Source organism: Flavobacterium sp. SM15 (assembly GCF_022012335.1).
GTDB lineage: Bacteria > Bacteroidota > Bacteroidia > Flavobacteriales > Flavobacteriaceae > Flavobacterium.
This window is the reverse complement of the sequence record NZ_JAKLTO010000005.1, coordinates 177,644-201,721: the sequence shown is the minus strand read 5'-3', so window position 1 is coordinate 201,721 and position 24,078 is coordinate 177,644. Positions and strand designations below refer to the sequence as shown.

At 36.9% G+C, this 24,078-nt stretch carries 22 protein-coding genes; 12 read left to right on the top strand and 10 right to left on the bottom strand.

What is annotated here, in order from left to right; translation table 11 throughout:
- Positions 1 to 85 precede the first annotated feature (85 nt).
- Both LZZ90_RS10335 and LZZ90_RS10330 read left to right on the top strand, forming a co-directional pair.
- Positions 86 to 1,093, top strand: coding sequence for an NAD(P)-dependent alcohol dehydrogenase (locus LZZ90_RS10335; RefSeq protein WP_237790621.1), 1,008 nt, complete (start codon positions 86 to 88; stop codon positions 1,091 to 1,093).
- A gap of 92 nt (positions 1,094 to 1,185) precedes the next feature.
- Positions 1,186 to 2,004: a cyclase family protein gene (locus LZZ90_RS10330; RefSeq protein WP_237790620.1), complete on the top strand. Its 819-nt coding sequence runs from the start codon at positions 1,186 to 1,188 to the stop codon at positions 2,002 to 2,004.
- 52 nt (positions 2,005 to 2,056) lie between these two features.
- Here LZZ90_RS10330 and LZZ90_RS10325 read toward each other — a convergent pair whose 3' ends face one another.
- Both LZZ90_RS10325 and LZZ90_RS10320 read right to left on the bottom strand, forming a co-directional pair.
- Positions 2,057 to 4,768 (bottom strand): DNA gyrase/topoisomerase IV subunit A, encoded by a 2,712-nt coding sequence (locus LZZ90_RS10325; RefSeq protein ID WP_237790619.1) that lies wholly within the window; start codon positions 4,766 to 4,768, stop codon positions 2,057 to 2,059.
- A gap of 67 nt (positions 4,769 to 4,835) precedes the next feature.
- The gene (locus LZZ90_RS10320) at positions 4,836 to 6,698 is read right to left on the bottom strand and encodes a DNA topoisomerase IV subunit B (RefSeq protein WP_237790618.1); all 1,863 of its coding nucleotides are present in this window, start codon (positions 6,696 to 6,698) and stop codon (positions 4,836 to 4,838) included.
- 192 nt (positions 6,699 to 6,890) lie between these two features.
- Here LZZ90_RS10320 and LZZ90_RS10315 point away from each other — a divergent pair, with 192 nt between their 5' ends.
- Positions 6,891 to 9,500, top strand: a complete 2,610-nt coding sequence (locus LZZ90_RS10315) for a TonB-dependent receptor (protein WP_237790617.1) — start codon at positions 6,891 to 6,893, stop codon at positions 9,498 to 9,500.
- A gap of 36 nt (positions 9,501 to 9,536) precedes the next feature.
- Here LZZ90_RS10315 and LZZ90_RS10310 read toward each other — a convergent pair whose 3' ends face one another.
- The 5 genes from LZZ90_RS10310 to ychF all read right to left on the bottom strand — a co-directional run bounded on the left by LZZ90_RS10310 (position 9,537) and on the right by ychF (position 15,745).
- Positions 9,537 to 10,220 carry a TIGR02117 family protein gene (locus LZZ90_RS10310; RefSeq protein ID WP_237790616.1) on the bottom strand — a complete coding sequence of 228 codons (684 nt, stop codon included), beginning with the start codon at positions 10,218 to 10,220 and terminating at the stop codon, positions 9,537 to 9,539.
- Positions 10,221 to 10,632: 412 nt separating this feature from the next.
- Positions 10,633 to 11,469 (bottom strand): DUF4435 domain-containing protein, encoded by an 837-nt coding sequence (locus LZZ90_RS10305; protein ID WP_237790615.1) that lies wholly within the window; start codon positions 11,467 to 11,469, stop codon positions 10,633 to 10,635.
- A complete protein-coding gene (locus LZZ90_RS10300) occupies positions 11,462 to 12,748 on the bottom strand; it encodes an AAA family ATPase (protein ID WP_237790614.1) in 1,287 nt (428 codons plus the stop codon). Before LZZ90_RS10300 ends, LZZ90_RS10305 begins: the two co-directional genes overlap by 8 nt.
- A gap of 1,157 nt (positions 12,749 to 13,905) precedes the next feature.
- Positions 13,906 to 14,433: an NADPH-dependent FMN reductase gene (locus tag LZZ90_RS10295; protein ID WP_237790613.1), complete on the bottom strand. Its 528-nt coding sequence runs from the start codon at positions 14,431 to 14,433 to the stop codon at positions 13,906 to 13,908.
- A 217-nt stretch (positions 14,434 to 14,650) separates the two neighbouring features.
- Positions 14,651 to 15,745: a redox-regulated ATPase YchF gene (gene ychF, locus LZZ90_RS10290; protein WP_237790612.1), complete on the bottom strand. Its 1,095-nt coding sequence runs from the start codon at positions 15,743 to 15,745 to the stop codon at positions 14,651 to 14,653.
- A 230-nt stretch (positions 15,746 to 15,975) separates the two neighbouring features.
- Between ychF and LZZ90_RS10285 the strand changes: the two genes are divergently transcribed.
- Complete coding sequence (locus tag LZZ90_RS10285; protein WP_237790611.1) at positions 15,976 to 16,515, top strand: hypothetical protein; 540 nt, start codon at positions 15,976 to 15,978, stop codon at positions 16,513 to 16,515.
- Between the two features lie 39 nt (positions 16,516 to 16,554).
- Here LZZ90_RS10285 and LZZ90_RS10280 read toward each other — a convergent pair whose 3' ends face one another.
- Positions 16,555 to 16,905 (bottom strand): 4Fe-4S dicluster domain-containing protein, encoded by a 351-nt coding sequence (locus tag LZZ90_RS10280; protein ID WP_237790610.1) that lies wholly within the window; start codon positions 16,903 to 16,905, stop codon positions 16,555 to 16,557.
- A gap of 70 nt (positions 16,906 to 16,975) precedes the next feature.
- Here LZZ90_RS10280 and LZZ90_RS10275 point away from each other — a divergent pair, with 70 nt between their 5' ends.
- From LZZ90_RS10275 to LZZ90_RS10245, 7 genes are all read left to right on the top strand, one after another.
- Positions 16,976 to 18,034: an acyl-CoA reductase gene (locus LZZ90_RS10275; protein WP_237790609.1), complete on the top strand. Its 1,059-nt coding sequence runs from the start codon at positions 16,976 to 16,978 to the stop codon at positions 18,032 to 18,034.
- Positions 18,035 to 18,135: 101 nt separating this feature from the next.
- The gene (locus tag LZZ90_RS10270; RefSeq protein ID WP_237790608.1) at positions 18,136 to 18,537 is read left to right on the top strand and encodes a phosphoheptose isomerase; all 402 of its coding nucleotides are present in this window, start codon (positions 18,136 to 18,138) and stop codon (positions 18,535 to 18,537) included.
- Positions 18,538 to 18,545: 8 nt separating this feature from the next.
- Positions 18,546 to 19,616, top strand: coding sequence for a 3-phosphoserine/phosphohydroxythreonine transaminase (gene serC / locus LZZ90_RS10265; protein ID WP_237790607.1), 1,071 nt, complete (start codon positions 18,546 to 18,548; stop codon positions 19,614 to 19,616).
- Between the two features lie 65 nt (positions 19,617 to 19,681).
- On the top strand, positions 19,682 to 20,638 hold the full coding sequence (locus tag LZZ90_RS10260) for a D-2-hydroxyacid dehydrogenase (protein ID WP_237790606.1): 957 nt from the start codon (positions 19,682 to 19,684) through the stop codon (positions 20,636 to 20,638).
- Positions 20,639 to 20,803: 165 nt separating this feature from the next.
- Complete coding sequence (locus LZZ90_RS10255; RefSeq protein WP_237790605.1) at positions 20,804 to 21,361, top strand: hypothetical protein; 558 nt, start codon at positions 20,804 to 20,806, stop codon at positions 21,359 to 21,361.
- A 105-nt stretch (positions 21,362 to 21,466) separates the two neighbouring features.
- On the top strand, positions 21,467 to 21,904 hold the full coding sequence (locus LZZ90_RS10250) for a DUF6146 family protein (RefSeq protein WP_237790604.1): 438 nt from the start codon (positions 21,467 to 21,469) through the stop codon (positions 21,902 to 21,904).
- A gap of 29 nt (positions 21,905 to 21,933) precedes the next feature.
- Positions 21,934 to 22,260 carry a DUF6787 family protein gene (locus LZZ90_RS10245; RefSeq protein WP_237790603.1) on the top strand — a complete coding sequence of 109 codons (327 nt, stop codon included), beginning with the start codon at positions 21,934 to 21,936 and terminating at the stop codon, positions 22,258 to 22,260.
- Between the two features lie 13 nt (positions 22,261 to 22,273).
- On the opposite strand, the gene LZZ90_RS10240 is transcribed toward LZZ90_RS10245, so the two are convergent.
- Positions 22,274 to 22,573 (bottom strand): hypothetical protein, encoded by a 300-nt coding sequence (locus tag LZZ90_RS10240; RefSeq protein ID WP_237790602.1) that lies wholly within the window; start codon positions 22,571 to 22,573, stop codon positions 22,274 to 22,276.
- Positions 22,574 to 22,618: 45 nt separating this feature from the next.
- Positions 22,619 to 23,263 carry a peptide-methionine (S)-S-oxide reductase MsrA gene (msrA, locus tag LZZ90_RS10235; protein WP_237790601.1) on the bottom strand — a complete coding sequence of 215 codons (645 nt, stop codon included), beginning with the start codon at positions 23,261 to 23,263 and terminating at the stop codon, positions 22,619 to 22,621.
- 140 nt (positions 23,264 to 23,403) lie between these two features.
- Here msrA and LZZ90_RS10230 point away from each other — a divergent pair, with 140 nt between their 5' ends.
- Positions 23,404 to 24,078 (top strand): ABC transporter ATP-binding protein, encoded by a 675-nt coding sequence (locus LZZ90_RS10230; protein ID WP_237790600.1) that lies wholly within the window; start codon positions 23,404 to 23,406, stop codon positions 24,076 to 24,078.

Sequence of the window (24,078 nt, the reverse complement as noted above, 5' to 3'; positions counted from 1 at the left end):
GAAACTCTAGCTCAATAAAAAAATCTAACTTTAAAATCCGAATCTGAAACTTGACCATCAAAAATTGTAATCTAAAACAATCAAGATGAGAACAGTAAATGCATTTGCCGTTAATCAGCCTAAAGGCTCATTTGAAAAATTCACTTATGAACTACCCGATCTTGGGAATGAACAACTCGATATCAAAGTAACCTATTGTGGGGTTTGCCATTCCGATTTGAGCATGGTAAACAACGAATGGGGCATGACACAATATCCGATTGTTCCGGGACATGAAGTTGTCGGTGAAATTGTTGCTCTGGGTAGCGAAGTCAAACATCTAAAAGTAGGAGATAAAGTCGGATTGGGTTGGTATTCCGAATCTTGCATGCATTGTCATGAGTGTATGGATGGCAGCCATCATCTCTGTAGCAATTCAGAACAAACTATTGTTGGGCGTCATGGCGGGTTTGCCAATTACGTTAGAGCACATTGGTCGTGGGCAATTCCCTTACCGAAAGATATCGATATGGCTAAAGCAGGCCCTTTACTTTGTGGTGGGATTACCGTTTTCAATCCAATTATCATCTCAGGAGTTAGACCAACTGACAAAGTCGGTGTAATTGGTATCGGAGGTTTAGGACACATGGCAATAAAATTTTTAAAACATTGGGGTTGTGAAGTAATCGCTTTTAGTTCTAATGCAAATAAAAAAGATGAAATTCTAGCAATGGGAGCTTCAAAAGTTATTGATTCTAAAAATCCTGCAGAATTACAAAGCATCAAAGGACAACTCAATTTCATTCTTAATACCGCCAATGCAACACTCGACTGGAATTCTTATCTGGTTGCCTTAGCTCCAAAAGGGAAATTCCATAACGTAGGTGCGGTGTTGGAACCAATGGCAATTCCAGCCTTTACTCTACTTAGCGGCCAAAAAAGTGTTGGCGGAAGTCCGCTTGGAAGCCCTGCATTAACTCAAACGATGTTAGACTTTTGTGTAAGACATAACATTTATCCGACCGTGGAAGAATTTCCGATGGAAAAAGTTAATGAAGCTTTTAAACATTTAGAAAGTGGAAAAGCGCGTTTTCGTATTGTTTTAAAAAATTAATAACTATAGAAAATTTATATAAGCTAATTCTTTATCATCCCTTTTTAAACCACAGAAAAGGTTATAACTATTTGTGATTAAATTTTAGCGTTATGAAGCATTTTATTTATTTTTCTCTTTTATTGGGTTTATGCTCTTGCGCAAGGTCTGAAAAAAAACAAACCTTGTCTGAAGTACTGGCCACGGGCAAGTGGATTGACCTAACTTATGATTTTTCCCAAGCCACTATTTACTGGCCAAACAATCCAACAGGTTTTAAGCTGAATACGCAGTTCAATGGAATTACATCTGGCGGTTTCTTTTATGCCTCCAATGAATTTTGTGCGCCTGAACATGGAGGAACGCATCTAGATGCACCCATTCATTTCGCAAAAGGAAAGTGGAGTACTGAGCAGATTCCTTTAGAACAACTTAACGGAACAGCAATACTTGTTGACATAAGCGCAAAATCTAAAATTAATCCCGATTATCAAATTAGTATTACAGATGTGGAAGCATGGGAAAAAAGTAACGGAACAATACCAAGAGGTTCATTTTTGCTATTTAGAACGGGTTGGGGCAAATTCTACCCTGATAAAAGTAAATACTTAGGCACAGCCATCAAAGGGGATGCAGCTATTCCTCATTTACATTTTCCGGGTATCGATCCTATACTTTCAGAATGGCTTGTAAAAAACAGAAAAATTAAAGCAGTAGGCATTGATACCCCAAGCATCGATTATGGACAGTCAAAAGAGTTTAAAACGCATCAAATTCTTTGCGGTGAAAATATTTTAGGTTTTGAGAACCTTGCCAATCTTCAGGAATTACCGGAAACCGGAATCTATATAATCGCGCTCCCAATGAAAATAAAAAACGGCACTGGTGGTCCTTTAAGAATCATTGCATGGGTTGGAAATACTGAAAAATAGAGCAACTAAAGAAGAAAAAAGGAGGATCTCATTATTGAAATCCTCCTTTTGTTTATTCTAAAGTTAGTGTTATCTGACCGTCATCGTCTAAACTGATGTTGTAGTCGGTTAAATCAGTACCTTCTTCACCTGAATCCGGATTCACTTCAATTTCTTCCGGAATTACTTCAATTGGCTCTTCATACGGAAGCGGTTCGAGAAGATTCACCTGTTTCAGTTTATCAGTCGTCAGTTGATTTCCTAACGCCTTTATACCTTTTACAGCAATGAACTGCTCCATGTCGATAGTTTGGTTCTCTTTCTGAATGCCTTTATTTTTGGCAAAAACGATTTCTGCAACCGGTCTCCAATCTGTAGAAACGATTTCCAATTGTGATTTTTCGTGTTCCGAAATAAAGATTTCCTCTTTGTTTTCGTTCTCTACCAAGAAACGTTTTATAAAGTAACGCTCTTTTTCTCCGTCATAGTAAATAGCCGAAACCGGTTTCTTCGGATGCCATTTTTCAAGGATGATCATGTCTTCCTCGAAATGTGTGGTCAACTCCGGAATAATCGTTTTTAATTTACCGGATTGGTTAATAATCAACAAACGGTCGTTCGGGCGGAATTCACCTAACAGCTCGCCTCTTCCATCTACATTCAAACGCTGAACCGTATCGTCAAACCAAATTTTACGAGGTCGCAACGTGGAGATTCCTTTTTCCTTTAATTCAATTTTCTTAATCGGATATTTCGAAACCGTATTTCCTTTGGAAGCTCGTCCTTTGATGGCAATGTCGGCAAAATCCACATCCCATTTCAGTTTTTTTACACTTCCAACCTGACGCAGTAAAATTGTAACTACCTCAGCTTCACCGTTCGGGTTATGTGAAAAATACAATACCATAGAACCCGGCTTTTCCTGAGTTAAATCGTAGGCTTTGTCACGTGTTACTCCAGAAACGTTAAAACGTTTTATAAACGAGGATCCCGATTTTCCGTCGCGATAAATCATGTTATAAATCGTACGCTTGTCGTTCTTATCGAAAACCGCTACGTGAATGATATCTTTCCCGACGAATTTCTTTTCATCAACTTTGGAAATCATCATTTTACCATCGCGAAGGAACACAATCACATCGTCAATATCGGAACAATCTGCAACGTATTCGTCTTTTTTCAGTCCGGTTCCGATGAACCCTTCCTCGCGGTTTACATATAATTTTGTATTTCTAAGTACAACTTTCGTCGCTTCAATAGTATCAAAGTTTCGGATTTCCGTCTGACGTTCGCGACCTTTTCCGTACTTCTCTTTCAGCTTGGCGAAATAATCAATAGCAAAGTCTATCAGATTTTCTAAATGATGTTTAACCTGAGCCATTTCGTCTTCCAGTTTCGCAATCAATTCATCCGCTTTATCGGAGTCGAAACGCGTGATACGAATCATCGGGATTTGCGTCAGTTTTTGCAAATCTTCATCGATAATGTCGCGCATTAATTGTTTTCGGAACGGTTCGAAACGTTTGTACATATACTCGAATAACGATTCTTTATCGGAATACAATTTAAAGTCGATGTACATTTCTTCACGGATGAAGATTTTTTCAAGTGTTGAAAAATGCCATTTCGTTTCCAGTTCCTGCAATTGGATTTCAAGCTCTTGTCTTAACAAATCAACCGTTCTGTTGGTTGAGATTTTCAACATGTCGGAAACTCCAATAAACAAAGGCTTGTGATTCTGAATCACACAACCTAACGGCGCAATTGACGTTTCACAAGCTGTAAAGGCGTAAAGTGCATCAATGGTTTTATCCGGAGAAACTCCCGGCGGAAGGTGAATTAAAATTTCAACCTCAGCAGCAGTGTTGTCTTCAATTTTCTTGATTTTTATTTTCCCTTTGTCGTTCGCTTTCAGAATACTGTCAATCAAGGTTGATGTATTGGTCGAAAACGGAATTTGGGTAATCACCAAGGTTTGCTTATCCAACTGGGAAATTTTGGCACGCACGCGTACACGTCCGCCACGCATTCCGTCGTTGTAGTTGGAAACATCGGCAATACCGGCTGTTGGAAAATCCGGGAATAACGTAAACGGTTTCCCTTTTAATATTTTGATCGACGCATCGATTAATTCATTGAAATTGTGAGGCAGAAGTTTTGTGGATAAACCAACGGCAATCCCTTCCCCGCCCTGTGCTAACAACAATGGAAATTTTACCGGTAAGTTAATCGGTTCCGCACGACGACCATCGTAAGAAACACCCCACTCGGTAATTTTTGGCGAATACAAAACTTCCAACCCGAATTTGGAAATTCTAGCCTCGATATAACGCGAAGCTGCAGCTCCATCACCCGTTAAGATATTTCCCCAGTTTCCTTGGCAGTCAATCAGCAAATCCTTTTGACCGATTTGTACCATAGCGTCCCCGATACTCGCATCTCCGTGTGGGTGATACTGCATGGTGTGTCCAACCACGTTCGCCACTTTATTGTAACGCCCGTCATCTAACTCTTTCATGGAGTGCATGATACGTCGCTGCACCGGTTTGAAACCGTCTTCGATAGCTGGCACAGCACGCTCCAGGATTACATAAGAAGCATAGTCAAGGAACCAATCCTTATACATACCGGTTACTTTGGTAATGGTATCTTCGGGATTGTTCTCTTCGTTGTCGTAAAAATGCTCACCTTCGAAAGTTGCATTTTCTTCGGAATGAGTTTCCTCTGAAAAATTATCTTCTTCCGGGTTCAAATCTTCGTTTATATTTTCGTTTTCTTCGCTCATATTTTCAGTTAACAATTATAGTTAACGTTTCTACTTGGTTGATATTTGCTTTAAACTGTGACTGAAATTAACTCGAAAGTTCCTCCACCGTATCCAACTCCACTTTCAAATTCTTGATAATGAAATCCTGACGGTCCGGCGTGTTTTTCCCCATGTAGAATTCCAACAGTTTTTCAATGGACGTTGCTTTATCCAGCATCACCGGATCCAAGCGGATGTCTTCGCCAATGAAATGTTTGAACTCGTCGGGTGAAATCTCTCCCAATCCCTTGAATCGGGTGATTTCCGGTTTCGGTTTTAGTTCTTCAATAGCATCGATTCGTTCCTGTTCGCTGTAACAGTAGATGGTTTTCTTTTTGTTTCGAACTCGGAAAAGTGGAGTTTGCAGAATATACAAATGTCCTTCTTTGATTAATTCCGGGAAAAATTGAAGGAAAAATGTAATCAAAAGCAAACGGATGTGCATCCCGTCAACGTCGGCATCGGTTGCGATTACAATGTTGTTGTAACGCAGGTTTTCCATGTCTTCTTCAATATCCAAAGCCGCCTGAAGCAAGTTGAATTCTTCGTTTTCGTACACGATTTTTTTACTCATCCCGTACGAATTCAAAGGCTTACCACGCAAACTGAAAACCGCCTGTGTATTCACATCACGCGATTTGGTAATCGATCCGGATGCGGAATCTCCCTCGGTGATGAAAAGCGTACTTTCTAAGCTTCTCGGGTTTTTAGCATCGGTTAAATGCACACGGCAATCACGTAATTTTTTATTGTGAAGACTCGCCTTTTTAGCACGATCCCTCGCTAATTTTCTAATTCCGGAAAGTTCCTTACGTTCGCGTTCCGCCTGAAGGATTTTCTTCAGTAAGGCATCGGCGATTTCAGGATTTTTATGTAAAAAGTTGTCTAATTTCGTTTTGATAAAATCGTTTACAAACGTACGAACGGAAGCCAAGCCCGGCCCCATTTCGGTAGAACCCAATTTGGTTTTGGTCTGGGATTCGAAAACAGGTTCTTCCACTTTTACGGAAATTGCGGAAACGATGGATTTTCTAATATCGGACGCTTCAAAATTCTTGTTGTAAAACTCTTTTACGGTTTTCACCAATGCTTCACGAAAAGCACCTAAATGCGTTCCTCCCTGTGTAGTGTTTTGTCCGTTTACGAATGAGTAATATTCTTCGGAGTATTGTGTTTTACTATGCGTTAAAGCAATTTCGATATCATCTCCTTTCAAATGGATGATCGGGTATACAGAATCTTCTTCCGTTATGGTTTCTTCTAGTAAATCTTTTAAACCGTTGTCGGAATAATATTTTTCGCCGTTGTAGATTATTGTTAAACCCGTGTTCAGGTAACAATAGTTTTTCAGCATTCGGATGATGTACTCGTTTCGGTACTTGTAATGCTTGAAAATGGTATCGTCGGCAACGAAGGTTACTTTAGTTCCCTTACGTTTGGTAGTTTCCTGAATATCTTCTTCAAGAGTAAGATTTCCAGCTGAAAACTCGGCTGCTTTTTGCTGATTATCACGAACAGATTCCACACGGAAAAACGTCGAAAGCGCATTCACCGCCTTGGTACCTACCCCGTTCAAACCAACGGATTTCTTAAATGCTTTGGAGTCATACTTTCCTCCGGTATTCATCTTCGACACAACATCGACCACTTTCCCTAACGGAATACCTCGTCCGTAATCGCGAACGGTAACCGTTTTGTCTTTCACAGTGACTTCTATAGTTTTGCCGGCGCCCATTACAAACTCGTCGATACAGTTATCAAGTACCTCTTTTAAAAGGATATAGATACCGTCATCGGGGGAAGAACCGTCGCCTAACTTTCCGATATACATCCCGGGACGCATACGGATATGCTCTTTCCAGTCGAGGGAACGGATATTGTCTTCGGTGTACTGATTTTGCTCTAGCATAAAGATTTTTTGGAATTTCTGCTAATATAATCGAATTCCATAACATTTGAAATAGTCGCTTAAGAAAGTTATCAATAACTTGAGTGTAAAATTTTTTAACTTTTTTAGAAGAAAAAATCTTACACAACAATATAAATTATCTTTATTTTTAACAAATTTTTATATTTTTGACAAAACTTTAACTAAACCAAAATGAAAAAACACATCTTATTTTTGCTCTTGTTTTTAGGGTGCTCTGTAATGGGGTATGCTCAAAAGAGCGTGAGCGGAAATGTTAAGGACAAAAACGGTCAACCCGTGCCAAGTGCAACAATTATTGAAAAAGGAACGCAAAACGGAACCACCACAGATGCTGAAGGAGTTTTCACCATCAGTGTTAAAGACAATAATGCTGTTTTAACAATCAGTTCTTTAGGCTTTAAAAAAACAGAAGTAAAAGTATCCGAAACTACCCTTGCCGTAGTACTTGAGGAAGAAGGTCAAGAACTACAGGAAGTTACCATTCAAACGGTTGGTTCCAGAAACACCAAACGTACCGTTGTAGATTCTCCGGTGGCCGTAGACATCATCAATGTAAGCGATGTAGCGAACAAAACCGGACAGGTGGAAATCAACTCCTTATTGCAATATGTTGCCCCATCGTTTAATGCCAGCAAACAGTCGGGTGCAGACGGTGCCGACCATATCGACCCTGCTACTTTAAGAGGTTTAGGACCAGATCAAACCTTGGTTTTAATCAATGGAAAAAGAAGACATCAGTCGTCTTTGGTAAATTTATTCGGTTCCAGAGGACGCGGAAATACAGGAACGGATATGAATGCTATTCCAGCCGCTTCTATTAAACGTATTGAAGTTTTAAGAGACGGTGCCTCAGCACAATACGGATCCGATGCCATAGCTGGGGTTATCAATATTGTTTTGAAAGATAATGTTGGTGAGTTTACAGGAAACGTAACTTACGGTGCTTACAATGCTTCCACTCCTTACGGAAGCGATATCAAATCAAGCGGAATCGATGGAAACACCGTTCAGGTAAACGGAAATTACGGGTTTAAAATCAAAGAAAAAGGGTTTTTAAATGCTACTGTAGACGTGATGAAAAAAGACCACACCAACCGTCCGGCAAACCCAGACAAATACAGCATTTACAGACAAGAATTTGGGGATGCTGAAGCAAAAAGCGGTAGTTTGTTTTTAAACGGTTCCATTGCCACAGGAGCTACTTCCGATTTTTATTTCTTCGGAGGCACAAGTTTGCGTGATTCCGATGCTTTTGCTTATACAAGAACAGCTGACAGCCCGAGAAACATTCCAGAGATCTATCCGGGTGGTTTCAATCCTATCATCGGCTCTAAAATTAACGATAATTCTTTATCTGCAGGATTCAGAACCAAACTTGCCAAATGGGATGTGGATTTCAATAATACTTTTGGGATGAACCGCTTCACCTATGACATCCACAACACTTTGAACGCTTCCTTACAGGCCAATTCCCCTACTTCATTTGACGCAGGTGGTCATCAATTGATGCAAAACACAACCGGTGTTCATTTCACCAGAAATTTTGAAACCATTAAAAAAGGGTTGAACATCGCTTTTGGTGCAGAATACAGAACCGAAAAATTCAAGATTTTTGCAGGCGAACAGGGCTCATATGCAACTTATGATGTTAATGGTAACGTAATTACCGATCCATCTACGCAAACAGTTCCTACAGATCCGGTTTCAGGTGAACCAAGACCAGGAGGTTCGCAAGGTTTTCCTGGATATAGCCCAGATAACGAAGTAAATAAATCAAGAGGTAATTTTGCTGCTTATGCAGACACGGAATTAGATTTGTCTGAAATGGTTACTATTGCAGCAGCAGCCCGTTATGAAAACTATACTGATTTCGGAAGCACTTTCAACGTTAAATGGGCACAACGCTTTAAAATTTGTGAAACATCAGGAATTCGTTATTCCTTAAGTTCAGGATTTAGAGCGCCTTCTTTAGCTCAGAAGTATTACAATCTTAAATTTACGGATTATATCAGCGGACAAGCTTCAGAAACTTTGCTTGCGAACAACGACAGCCCAATCACAGCTGCTTTTGGAGTTGAAAAATTAAAACAGGAAAAATCATTCAACGCAAGTTTAGGATACACTTACAAAAAAGGAAAATTCACGGCTACCGTTGACGGATATTTCGTAAACGTAAAAGACCGTATCGTTTTAACAGGTCAGTTTGACGGAAGCAGCCTAGGCATGAACGTTTCCAATGTTCAATTCTTTGCTAATGCCTTAGACACAAGAACAGTAGGTTTGGATATGGTAGCTTCTTACGAAACTTCATTCGGAAACAATACTATTAGTGCTTCTTTTGTGGGTAACATAAATAAAATGTTCATTGGCGAAATTCACGGAAACAGTATCTTAAACACAGAAGACGATAAAGAAACGCTTTTTGGAAGACGTGAAAAACACTTCCTTTTGGCCTCGGCTCCGGAAAGTAAATTTGGTTTGAACCTGAACTATAATTACAATAAAAAGTTCAACACCAATTTAAGATTTACACGTTTTGGTCAAATCGAATTAATCGACTGGATCGATACAGTTGACCACTACGGAGCGAAAATCGTAACGGATTTATCTTTAGGCTATCAGTTTACATCTAAAATTGGTTTAACTATTGGTGCCAACAACCTTTTAAACATTTATCCGGACATTCAGGATACAGAAACAGAGACCGGTGGTAACTTTGACGCTGTTCAAATGGGCTTCAACGGAACCTACGGATTTGCAAGGCTTTCTTTCAAATTCTAATGCAAACAAAACCCCGAATTTACTCGGGGTTTTTCTTTACTTGTAATGATATAAAATTCCTTTATCATAAACCGTCCATAAACTTGCTTTTTGATCCGCAGCTTTTAAAGCACTATTGGTCCAGGTATTGCAGGTATAAAATAGATTATAACTTCCTTTCGCCTCATAAAAAATATCGTGTTTACCGTAAACTGCATCCGTATCGATTTTCATTATTTTGTTGTTTTCCAACTCAAAGGAATTTTGAATGAACACTACTAATTGCTGGTATTGTTTTTCTGTAATAATGATTTTTTTACACAACTCGTCTTCTCTCATTTGCTTGTAAAAAGTACAGTGCATTGCCGAGGAACTCAATCCTGAAGCCGCATTAAACGCCGTAGAAAACTTCAAATCCGCCCAGGTAGGTGTGTTCAGATAAAACCCTTTGTCTCCCCAGCCGAAAGCCAAATATCTTGCAGTAGTATCTTTTGCCTTAGTGTGTTGAAATTGTACCTTTTCAGACCAGTCAATTGTTTTCGATTTTACGGGAACTACAATGTCGGTATGAACATCATTTGAGAGTAAATAAACTTCGATTCCTTTTTCCGGTTTTGTTCTGTTTGAGTTTACGGGAATTCTTGAGAATAGTAGTACTGCTATTATGTAAAGGATTATAAATGCTGTAACTCCCAATAGGGTTTTTGAAAGGAATTTTAAAGAGTTTTTTAGGGTTTTCATAGACTGGCTTTTAATTGGTGTTGCAATTATTGAGCCAAAAATTCTATTCTTCTTCTTCTTTTGTCTTGATACAAAAGAAGCAAAAGATCAAGACTGGAACGCTACGCCTATATATCAAGTTGCTTAAAATTATAACATCCTCTTTCTTTTGTCTTGAAACAAAAGAAACAAAAGGTCAAGACTGGAACGCTGCACCTAAAAAATAAAGCCGACTCCTAAATTATCTGAACTCCCTTCGGTCAAACAGCAGATAATTCTTAACGGATTCGGCTTTATTTTTCTTAACGGTTACGCGTTCTGAGGTCGAGGAAATGCTTTAATTTATGATTTTTTTACTCTTTTTATAAAGAATCAATACTAAAAATCTCACACTACTAACTCGAAAAAAAAATTGTTTTACTCTAAATCACATTTAAGCAGTACTTTTTATTTGTTTTATTCTTTCAACCAGATATAATATATCAATTCTATTTTCCCAATCTTGTCTGCAATCAACTGTTATAGAATATAAAAAATCAGGAGTAACACCTTTTGTAACTCCACTGTGCTTCCTTATAGAATATTTGATCATATTTATTAAAGCATGCGTTATAAAATGTCCTTTAATAAAGAACCAAAGATCTTTTTCACTTTGGTTAATAAGTTGTTTTACTTCGAATATTTCATCTTCTGTAAAATTAACTTTTATTGAATCAATAAATTGATTTGTTTTTGTCGAACATAAATTATGGGCATTTTGATTTGGTAAGAATTTATAGCAATTATCTCCAAAAATACTAATTCCTTTTTTATACTTATTATTTGCTATATCATAAATAATTAAATCATAAACACTTTGTGAAAAGTCTTGTATCCAATGTTTAAAATCTTCAGAAAAATTTAATTTTTTTCTACAAAAATCTGAAACTAATTTTTCGATTGGATCAGAATGATAATACATTGAGTTTTCTATCGAATAACCATATGAACGAATGATGTTTGGATGATTAACCGTATCATCCATAAATTCTGAATTATCATTGTCAGTAGCAATATAAAAATCAGCCTTTTCTTCAATTATTTTATTAAAATATTTGTCTAATTCTTCCTTACCACCAACATCTTCAATATGTGCTGATATTTCGGCTAGATTAAATAATTTATCCCAAAATAATGGATCATCCTTTCCCTCAACATATACAGTAATCGATTTATTATAAAATAGCCCTTTTACTGAAAGAGCTTCATTTGAATATTCTAATTTAGCCATTGATAATCTTTTCCATATTAATTGTACTATCTTGAAATTTGCCTACTATTTCGGGAGAATGTGTTGCAACAATAATTTGTGAATTTGGGTTTAATTTCTTTATTGAGGAAATAACTTTTCTTTGCCACTCTATATGCAATGATAATTCAGGCTCATCTGCAATAAATAAAGTTTGCTTCCCCTTTTGAAGTAACGCTTCTGTTAATAGAATAATTAATTGTTTTTCACCTGATGAAAGTTGAGATAATAAGATTTCTTTTTTATCTTTTATAATTGCAAGCCCTCCAATTTTACTATCTTGTAATACAAAATCTTTTGTTTCGTGAAATTCATTCAGTAATTTAATGTAGTCATCAAGTCTTTCAAAAATTTTCTTTTTTCGACCTTCTAATTCACTTGAAAGGTCATTTATTTTTTTTGTCCTCCTTAATAATGTTAAAGGAGTAACATCATTCGGATAAACAGGTTTAGTACGATCTTCTATATAATTGTTGATTGAATTTGCTGCTTTCTCAATTGCTGAAACGTGTTTCTCAATTGTTTTTTCAGTCTCATCATCTAAAATACCTAAGCCTCTATAAGCCTGTTTTAATCCGATATTTATCCTTCTTAAGTCTGGTTTTACTATTTCACTAATATCGACATTGTCAAAATCTTCATTGTAAAGCATTGAACGTAGTACATCTTCCTGAAATTTTTTTGACAGTTTGCTTAATTCTGACTCAAGGAGAAATTGGTAAGTTGTTAATTGGCCTATTAATTCTTCTAATCTTATATCAATGGCATTGTAGATTTCCTCTCTTCTTGTATCCCTAGTGTCATCTTTTAAAATGTTATCTCTATTTACTGATAAATATGAAACATTAATTAGTTTTCCAATTATGCTTTTAATTTCTTGAATTTCAATGAAGAATTTAGGATGAATTCTGCCATTTCTTTTTGAAAGGTATCTTAACTCACTATCAGGTATAATTGGCAGCTTGTATTTTTTTGTACCAACTTGATAATGTAGTTCTTTATATTGAAGATCATGAGCAATTTTTTTTACTTCAATTTTTCTATTTTTACTCCCTTCATTTAAATTAAGAACAATAGAATCAAATTGTAGTCTAAATAACAACTCTAAATCAACGGATATTACGGCTTGTAGTAAATTAATGAAGGTTGTTTTTCCTGTTCCGTTACGTCCTATGAAAATATTTACTTCATTGTTGAAATCCGTTTCAATACTATATTGACCCCAGAATCCATTTATTTCAACATTTTTTAGTCTAAACATTGCTATTTTTTTTAGTTTTTTTTCAAATGAGTTTACTTAGCTTATATGTATTTTGAAAGCCTACCTCTAATCAAGAAACAGAAACTTGTATCTTACTAAAATTGTAATTTATGATAAAACAACTTCAAGAACATACTTATAACCATCCCTCTGTAGAGATTTCAAACATACCTATAAAAAATTACCTACACAATCACTAAATTCAGTGATATTTAAATAATGATTCACACCATTCCCTCAACTACACCAAGTACAAACCCAAAACCCAATCAAAGCCCCACCCCGACCTTAGAACGCGTAACCGTTAAGAAAAATAAAGCCGAATCCGTTAAGAATTATTTTCTGTTTGAGCGCCAGCGAGTTTAAAATAATTTAGGAGTCGGTTTTATTTTTTAGGTGCAGCGTTCCAGTCTTGACCTTTTGTTTCTTTTAACTCATTAGATAATATTTGTTTTGGTATTCGTTGAACCTTCGGTTTGTGTCAAGACAAAAGAAAAAGAGAAAAAAACATGCGTTATATTTACTGCATACTTAATCCGTACCAAAGCCATACATAAGCCATGAAAAGCCATGCTAAAAAGCGTCCACAAAAAAGTTACTACTCCGACTTAAAGCCGACTATACCTTGACTATACCTCGACTACACCTTGACTAAAGCCGAGTAAAAGAATAAAACATTCCCATTCAAAAGCAAAGCCTTATTAGAATACAAACATCACTTCTTGAAAAACCGAACGCAAAGTCTCTGTAGAGCAAAACAATACATGCTTCATAATCCCACCCCTACCTCAGAACTCATAAAAGCTAAGAAAAACAAAGTCAAATCCGTCAAGAAGTATGTGCTGTCTGAGCGCCGGCAAATTCAGATAATTCAGGAAGTACTTTGGTTTATAGGCAGAGTGCTCCAGTCCTGAAGCTTGATATTATACATCAGGACAAAGTATAAGAATTTCTTAAACGACTAAAGATTCTAATCAAGTATAAACAGCTTTGTTTCAAAAAAATATTTTTTAAAAAATAATCACACTTTCTGTTTCAAAATTTTATTTTTAAAAAAAACGAAACAAAAACTGTGTTACTATTTATTTTTTTAAACAATTAACACAAACAAAAAAGGCGTTCGTAATTGAACGCCTCTTCATAAAATAGTTTATAAATTAAAAACTAAAATCCCTCACAATATCCCTAATCTGATTGTCCAAAACAGGATTGGAAATCTTCATGGCCTCCACATCAAAATTATCATTGAAACTTGGAAGAGAAAACGTTGCAATGATGTTGGCTCCATATCTCGGGAAAGCATTGGTGGCTATATCCAAAACGGTTGTTCCTCCTCTGCCGCCCGGTGAAGTCGCCATAAGCAACATCGGTTTTTGCTGGAACACTTTTACATTAATTCGTGAAGCCCAATCGAACAAACTTTTAAAAGCAGCCGTGTAATTTCCATTATTTTCAGCCATGGAAATCACGAGCAAGTCTGCGGAAGCAATTTTATCCAGAAAAGCCTGAGCCAATTTCTGCTGACCAACTTCTTTCTCCAAATCGACACTGAAAAGCGGCATTGCGAAATCATTCAAATCTAAAACCTCAACTTCATAATTCTCAAACAAATGTGAAACGTAAGTGGCTAATTTTCTGTTGATGGAGTTTTGGCTGTTACTGCCTCCGAAAGCTATAATTTTCATGGTTATTGTATTTGATTCGCCTAAAAATACAAAATTCCGTCAATTTGATTATCATTTACTTTTTAAACATTTAAGTCATAAAAGTAGCACTATGCAAAACTTTTATATTATCCGGAATTTCATTTAATAAAAAAGCGAAACATTTCTGTTCCGCTTTTCAGTGACTTTATATACATTTCAAAATAAATCTTATATGACTTATATGTTTGGTTTAAAATTAAACGTTAAAACGGAAATGCATCACATCCCCATCCTTCACAATGTATTCTTTTCCTTCCACTCTTAATTTCCCGGCTTCTTTCACTTTGGCTTCCGATCCGAAGTTAGAGTAATCGTCAAAAGCGATAACCTCGGCACGGATGAATCCTTTTTCGAAATCGGTATGGATTACACCCGCTGCTTTTGGAGCAGTATCTCCAATATTAATTGTCCAAGCACGAACTTCTTTTACTCCGGCCGTGAAATACGTCTGTAATTTCAATAATTTATACGCTGCACGAATTAAAACTGAAGAACCCGGTTCTTTCAAGCCCATATCTTCCAAGAAAATCTGACGCTCTTCGTAGCTTTCCAATTCTGTGATATCCGCTTCTGCACCAACTGAAAGAATAATAACTTCCGCATCTTCATCTTTTACCAACTCACGAACCTGATCTACATATTTGTTACCGTTTACGGCAGAACCTTCATCAACATTACAAACATACAATACCGGTTTGGAAGTGATCAACTGGAAACTTTCCATCAATTCTTCTTCATCTTGATTTTGTAGTTCAACTGTACGAGCTGATTTAGCATTCAATAACGTTTCTTTGATTCGGTTCAACAAGGCTTGTTCCGCCAAAGCTTCTTTGTTACCAACTTTAGCCGCTTTATTTGCTTTCTCCAAACGTTTTTCAACCGTTTCAAGGTCTTTTAACTGCAATTCGATGTCGATGGTTTCTTTATCGCGAATTGGGTTTACGTTTCCATCAACGTGCACGATGTTGTCGTTATCAAAACAACGTAAAACGTGAATAATTGCATTACACTCGCGGATGTTCCCTAAAAACTGGTTTCCTAATCCTTCCCCTTTACTTGCTCCTTTTACCAAACCTGCAATATCCACAATATCAACGGTTGCCATCTGAACGCGCTCCGGTTTTACCAATTCTTCCAAACGGTTGATTCTTGGATCCGGTACGTTTACTACACCAATATTGGGCTCGATAGTACAAAACGGGAAATTTGCACTTTGCGCTTTGGCATTAGACAAACAATTAAAAAGAGTTGATTTCCCAACATTCGGTAATCCTACAATTCCTGCTTTCATTCTGTTTTTTATGTTTACAGTTAACCGTTTCGGGTTAACGGATTTAGATTTTCATTTAAGTGTGCAAATATAGTTTATTATTCGCAAGTATAAAACTGATCATTTAACGCTTTTAAAAGGTTAAAAACCACAAAAAATGAAAAAGATGTAAGTCTATCCGATAATTATATAAAGTCTATCGAAATAGTCTTCGTAAATTTGTAACATACTAATCATAAAAACTAAATATTATGAAAAATTTAATTTTAGGATTTGCACTATTGTTTGCTAATTTTTATGTTCAGTCCCAAAACACAAATGTTCAACAGGAAGTAAAAACAACTGTAAAAACCATTAAAGATTCTGATGGGGAACGAAAAATCATCTCCACCAAAGAACTTAAAGAAGTTCAGGATGTTGAGCTTAAAGATGCCGAATCAAAAACTTTAAACAAAGAAATGATTTTAGGACAACCACAGGTAAGTTCTAAAGTAAAAGTTACTGTAGATGGTGTTAGCCGCTATGTAGATGCAGACCGTACCGGGTTTTACAATTATAACGGCTTAAAATACGAAATGGTTTTAGACAAAACAGGATATACCATTATGAATCCTGATTCTAAAAAAACTTTCGCAGTGGTTCGTGAAGCCAATAACAACAACTATATCATTAAAAGTAAAATGAAAACCTATTTCGGGCATTTTGATGCTGATGGCAACCTGATTTTAGAATCCTATGATTCCAAAACTGATACCGTCACAAGAGAAAAAGCCGAGCTGGTCAAAGAATAAAACGCACAAAAAAATCCCGAGAGTATCGGGATTTTTTTATTATTCGTTATGTAAAAAAGACTGCCTGTTCAACAAGGTGTCTTCGTCTTCCACGTGATTATCATCGGGAACACAACAATCTACCGGACAAACCGCCGCACACTGTGGTTCTTCGTGAAACCCTTTACATTCGGTACATTTTCCGGGTACGATGTAATAAATATCATCTGAAATCGGGGTTTGCGCCGCATCAGAATCTACTTCGGTTCCGTCAGGTAAAACAATTTTTCCGGATAAACGGGTTCCGTCTTTCCAACGCCAATCGTCTGCACCTTCATATATTGCTGTATTTGGACACTCCGGTTCGCAGGCTCCGCAGTTAATACATTCGTCTGTTATAATGATTGCCATAGCTTATATTAATTTTAAACTGTAAATTTGCACAAAATTACAATCAAAACCTCTCATAAACAAATTAACGATGTCACAAAAACTTAAAAAAAATACTGCAATTGCGCTTGGAAACTTTTTAAGTCAGTTTAAAGCCGATGGAAACACCAAAAATCCTGAAGTTCAAAACAACAATTTGTTTTATGATGATTTTGTTGATTTGATTGCACTTTCCCAATCCCACAACGGTTGGTTTACCTCAGAACAGGTATATTTCGCAGTCAATTCTTGGGCAGAGGCTTTAACTGAAGACAATCTAAACGAGTGGCTATCTAAATATGACTTCTCAAACGTTCAGCCCAAAACAGTCGGTTTAATTTTAGCGGGAAATATTCCGTTAGTTGGATTTCATGATTTTTTATCAGTTTTGATTTCCGGTCATAAGGTTATGGTTAAAATGTCTTCCAACGATCAGAAACTATTGCCTTTTTTAGCCAAATACATGATTTCTATACAGCCGGAATTAGAAAGCAGCATCATTTTTGTGGAAGGCAAACTTGAAAACTTTGACGCCGTAATCGCTACAGGAAGCAACAATACTGCCCGTTATTTCGAATATTATTTTAAAGACAAACCAAGCATCATCCGTAAAAACAGAAATTCGGTTGCGATTTTAAACGGGAACGAAACTAAAGAAGACCTGATCGGTTTAGGGGAAGATATTTTCCGCTACTTCGGGTTGGGTTGCCGTAATGTTTCCAAACTTTTTGTTCCGAAAGGTTACGATTTTAAACACTTTTTTGAATCTATTTTTCAATATGGAGATATTATTCATTACGAGAAATACGCCAACAATTACGATTACAACAAGGCTGTTTTTCTGATGAGCCTTTTCCCTTTGTTGGACAATGAATTCCTTACTCTAAAGGAAGACAGCAGTTATGCCTCACCTATTTCTTCCGTTTTTTATGAATTTTATGATGATTTGGAAACGATAAAGCAACGCTTAAAAACCGATGAAGATCAGATACAATGTGTGGTTTCCAATCATCTTACCGATAACAGTATTCCATTCGGAGAAACCCAAAAACCAAAGCTATGGGACTATGCCGACAATATTGACACGCTTACATTTTTAAACAAAATATAGCTTTTAATCCCAAAAAAGTAAGCAATCATCCCTTTGTGGTTATTTTATTTTAGAAATCGTTTCTTTTTTTTGAAATTTGCTTGCATTAAACACACAACATAATGCAATTAGAACACAAAGACAACATTAGTCCGGTTTTAAAAGACGGGATCAAGAACTACCTCATCGACATTGACGGTACCATCACGGAAGACGTTCCCAACGAACAACCCGAAAGAATGGCAATTTGCGAACCTTTCCCGGACGCTTTGGAAACCATTAATAAGTGGTTTGACGAAGGACATCAGATTTGTTTTTTCACCTCCAGAACCGAAGAGCACCGCGAAGTAACCGAACAATGGCTTAACAAACACGGATTCAAGTTTCACAGTATTCTATTCGGAAAACCACGCGGCGGAAATTACCATTGGATTGACAACCATTTGGTTAAAGCAACCCGCTACACCGGAAAATTTACCGATTTGGTAGAAAAAGAAGTCGTAATTCAGGTTTTTAAAGATTAAGTACAAAAATGAAAAAACATAATTTCAGTGCCGGCCCGTGTATTTTGCCTCAGGAAGTTTTTGAGCAAGCAGCACAGGCCGTTTTAGATTTTAATGGTATGGGATTGTCCATTTTAGAAATTTCCCACCGAGACAAAGCTTTTGTAGCTGTTATGGAAGAAGCACGCGCTTTGGCTCTTGAACTTTTAGGCTTGACCGGAAAAGGCTATCAGGCTTTATTTTTACAGGGCGGAGCCAGTATGGAGTTTTTACGAATCCCCTACAATTTAATGAAAACCGATGGAAAAGCTTCTTATCTGGACACCGGAACCTGGGCAAGCGGAGCTATCAAAGAAGCAAAGGCTTTTGGTGAAACTATTGTAGTCGCTTCCTCAAAACCGGAAAATTACAATCATATTCCAAAAGATTTTGTGATTCCTTCGGATGCAGATTATTTTCACTGTACAAGCAACAATACCATCTTTGGAACTCAAATGAAAAGTTTTCCGGAAACCTCCGTGCCGATGGTTTGCGATATGAGTTCAGACATTTTTTCCAGAACTCTTGATTTCTCCAAATTCGATTTGATTTACGCCGGAGCCCAAAAAAATATGGGTCCTGCCGGAGTAACTTTAATCGTAGTTAAAGAATCTCTTTTAGGGAATACAAATAGAGCCATTCCAAACATCATGAATTATCAGCAACATATTGATAAGGAAAGTATGTACAACACGCCGCCGGTTTTTGCGGTTTACACTTCTTTACTAACCATGCAATGGCTTAAAAATTTAGGCGGAATTACAGCAATCGAAAAGCAAAACGAGGCAAAAGCAAAACTTCTGTATGATGAAATTGACCGCAATCCATTATTTATCGGAACAACTGTAAAAGAAGATCGTTCAAACATGAATGCGACTTTTTTACTTGCTGATGGGAACCATAAAGAAGTATTCGATTCGATGTGGAAAGCAGCTGGAGTTTCTGGTATCAACGGGCATAGATCGGTTGGGGGTTATCGTGCTTCGATGTACAATGCCTTGCCTATTGAAAGTGTTCAGGTATTAGTCGATGTAATGAAAGAATTGGAAACGAAAATTTAGTATTCAGTTACAATTTTAGTTTTTCAATCTTTCAATTTTTAAATCATTAAATCTTTCAATTTAAAATGAAAATATTAGCCAACGACGGTCTTTCTCAAAGCGGAATTAATACCTTGGAAAAAGCCGGATTTGAAGTTATCACAACAAAAGTTGCTCAGGAACAAGTAGCTAACTATATAAACACTAATAACATTGACGTGATTTTGGTGCGCAGTGCCACTAAAGTCCGTAAAGATATTATTGACAGTTGCCCATCAATCAAAATCATCGGTCGCGGTGGCGTTGGTATGGATAATATTGATGTGGCCTATGCCCGTGAAAAAGGAATACATGTAATCAACACACCTGCATCGTCTTCGGAATCGGTTGCGGAATTGGTTTTCGCGCATCTTTTCTCAGGTTGTCGTTTTCTTCACGATGCCAACAGAAATATGCCTTTGGACGGAGATTCGCAATTCAACAGCCTTAAAAAAGCCTATTCCGACGGTATTGAATTAAGAGGAAAAACCATTGGAATTATTGGCTTCGGAAGAATTGGTCGCGAAGTAGCTCGCATGGCTTTAGGATTAGGTATGAAAGTTATCGCTTCAGATAAATATGTGGATGAAGCTACCATCAAAGTAGATTTTTACAACGGACAGTTCATCAATGTGGATATTGAGACCGAACCCATGGAATCAATTTTAAAAGATTCTGATTTCATAACCGTTCACGTTCCGGCACAAGACGATTACATCATTGGAAAAGAAGAAATAAGCATCATGAAAGATGGGGTTGGAATCATCAATTGTGCCCGTGGCGGAGTAATTGATGAAGTCGCTTTGGTTGATGCTCTTGATGAAGGAAAAGTGCTTTTTGCCGGTTTGGATGTTTTTGAAGAGGAACCAACTCCTGCTATTCAGGTTTTAATGAATCCTAAAATTTCATTGACGCCTCACATTGGAGCAGCAACTTTAGAAGCACAGGACAGAATCGGGACAGAATTAGCCGAACAAATCATCAGCTTGCTGAAAAACAATTAATTAGTCTTAAAAAAAATGATTCATAATTCGTGCATTGGCAGTAAAAACACTTACTGTTAATGCACGAATTTTTTTGAGAATAAATAACAAACTATTAAAGCTCAACTTCAATTTTGTAACTGTTTTTTGCTTAAATTTGATATTCAACCTTAAAATTCAGTTACAATGTTAGATCAAATATCAGAGTTAGTTAAGCAGTTTGGAGGTGATGCCATAGTGAACAATCAATCGGTTCCAAACGAACATAATGATGCCGTAATGAATGAAACCAGCTCCTCAATCTTATCAGGATTGAAAGATATGGTAGCCGGTGGCAACATTAACGATATTGCGGGATTACTGAACTCCGGTTCGGTAGATTCTTCCAATCCGGTAGTTCAAAAATTAACCGAACAGCTTTCAGGTAATTTAGGACAGAAATTCGGTTTAAGCAGTGATGCAGCTTCAGGCGTTGCAGGAAACATGATCCCTAAAGTACTGGGTTCTTTAATTGGTAAAGCACAGGATCCGAATCAACCCGGATTCAATGTTTCCGATATTGTAAATTCTATCGGCGGAGGAAATTCCGGAGGATTAATGGATGCTGTTTCCAAATACGGAGGACAATTCGGTTTAGACCAAAATAACGACGGAAAAGTAGATATGAGTGATGCCACAGCAGCTATTTCAGGAAAAAGCGGTGGTTTTTTAAGTGGAATACTTGGAAAAATATTCGGAAAATAGAATCGTCTTAATAATTAAAAGCCAGACAAGAATCGTCTGGCTTTTTTGTTAAATAGGTTTTTCAAATCAGGTACATTTAGTAACTTTATAAGAAAATTCAGGGTCATGAAAAATGTATTTTACATAGTTTCACTGGTAGCAATTTCACTTTTTATAGGATGCAATTCAACTACAAAACCCATTGCCGAAAACACATCAAATAAAAAGTTCAGTGATACGGTTAGAATTGCAAATGATTCTATAGAATATGAGGTGATTATCATTGATCCAGGGTTTAACTCATGGCTTGCGTCTAATGCAAGGACCAGAGGTTTTTATTCTCAAAACTATTTGGAAAGCAGAAATTACCCTTGGGTTGTGGAATGGAATATTAAAGCCAGCAGTCCCAGAAACAGTTATGAAGCGAATTTATATCAAATGCCAATAGACTATGAAAGCGGAACAAATTATGGTTATGAAGTAAATTATATGTTGTATAATTATCTGGTATATTTTCAAATAAAAAATAATATTCGTCTTTCAGGTTTTATGCCTCGACCATAATTTGTATTTTTGAGCCTATTTGAAAAAAAATGTCGAATTTAAAACAGCGTTGGGGAATAAAAAGCAATTGGCAGATGACTGTCATCTTTGTCGTTTTTGCCATTACCGGTACAACAGCTTCTTACCTTTCCAAACCGATTTTAAGTTCGATGGGCATAACTCGTGATACTTTAAATCCGTTTTTATACTGGCCGCTTTACATCCTGATTATCCTTCCTGTTTACAAAGTGCTGTTAGTTACAATTGGAACTATTTTCGGTCAACACACTTTCTTTAAAAATTTTGTCTTTAAAATGCTCCGGGGAATGAAACTCGGCTTTATTTCCGATTGGTTTGAAAACAAAAAAGGAGCTTAACAAGCCCCTATTTTTATTTCCTATTTTCATCTTTTATCAAATAAGTGTAAATCCAGGTAAGTGTAAAAGTTGGGATAAAATCAAAACCTGGCAGCAACTCTTCTATAAATTCAAAAATTCCACCAACCATTCCAATTCGTCCTTTATACATTCTTGACAAAATAAACCCTGCAATTGGTGCCCAAACCACATCGGTAATTTCTGCGATAAAAGGAACAACATAAGACGCATAGCCTATCAAATCAAAAATAATTCCTAAGACAAGCTTTCTTCCTCTGTTGTCTGCCTGTGATTTTACCTGAATTTCTTCCATTATTAAACTTTATTACCTCTGGTATCTAACAAAACCAATGCCAAATTATTTCAGCTTCGATTTATAGTTCTTATGCAATTTTTCCAGTTTCGGAGTAATTACCGCCATGCAATACATTTGGTTTTTGTTTCGGTTGTAATAGTTTTGGTGGTAATCCTCGGCCGGATAAAAAACATCAGCCTGAGAGATTTTGGTAACTACTTTTTTTCCGAAAACGTTTTGTGTATTTAAAAGGTTGATAAAATTTTCAGCCGCTTTTTTCTGGGCCTCATTGTGATAAAAAACCTCGCTTCGGTATTGAGTACCAACATCGGCGCCCTGACGGTTTAAAGTGGTAGGATCGTGCGTTCCGAAAAACACTTCAAGAATGTCTTCATAGGCTACTTCTTTGGGATCAAAAGTAATTTCAATAGCTTCTGCGTGACCGGTTGTTCCGGAGCATACATCTTCATACGTAGGATTTTTAACTGTTCCTCCGGTATAGCCCGGCACCACTTTTTTTACTCCTTTTAGTTCAAGAAAAAGTGCTTCGGTACACCAGAAACATCCTCCGGCCACCGTTGCGATTTCATATCCTTTTTGTTCACTCATCATATCGTTTTGTTTGTTTTTTTCTACCGTTAAACTTCTTTCCCTTGGCTGACAGGAAATGGCCGATAACGAAATCAGCACTGCAAAAATAGCTTTCATAGCATTTGTTTTTATCAAAGTTAAAGAATAATCAGGTTTCGGATTTTGTATTAACGAAACTTTATAACACATACGTAAGAATACTTTAAGCGGATTTCATTTTACCCAAATTCTTTGTTTCTTTGTAGAAAATACAGCTAATGATTCAGGCAAAAAATATTCATAAACACTTCGATAAACTTCATGTTCTCAAAGGAGTAAACCTTCATATTAAAAAGGGTGAAATCGTTTCCATTGTTGGGGCTTCCGGTGCAGGAAAGACAACACTTTTACAAATCATGGGAACTCTGGACAAAGCCTCTTCCGAAAAAACCACTGAACTGATCATCAATGGTGAAGATGTATTGAAGATGAATGACAAAACATTGTCAAAATTCCGAAACTTACAATTGGGGTTTATTTTTCAGTTTCATCAGTTGTTACCTGAATTTACTGCTTTGGAAAATGTTTGCATTCCTGCTTTCATCGCCGGAAAAGAAAAAAAAGAAACCGAAGCTGAAGCCAAGCGCTTATTGGATTATCTAGGATTATCACACCGTTACGACCACAAACCAGGGGAACTTTCCGGTGGGGAGCAACAACGTGTGGCGGTTGCAAGGGCTTTAATCAACAAACCCGCTGTTATTTTTGCTGATGAACCTTCGGGAAATCTGGATACGCATTCTGCAGAAAATTTACATCAGTTGTTTTTTAAACTACGGGACGAATTCGGACAAACCTTTGTGATTGTAACCCATAACGAAGAATTGGCGAACATGGCGGATCGTAAATTAATTATGGTAGACGGGGACATTCGCAACGAAGAAATTAAGTAA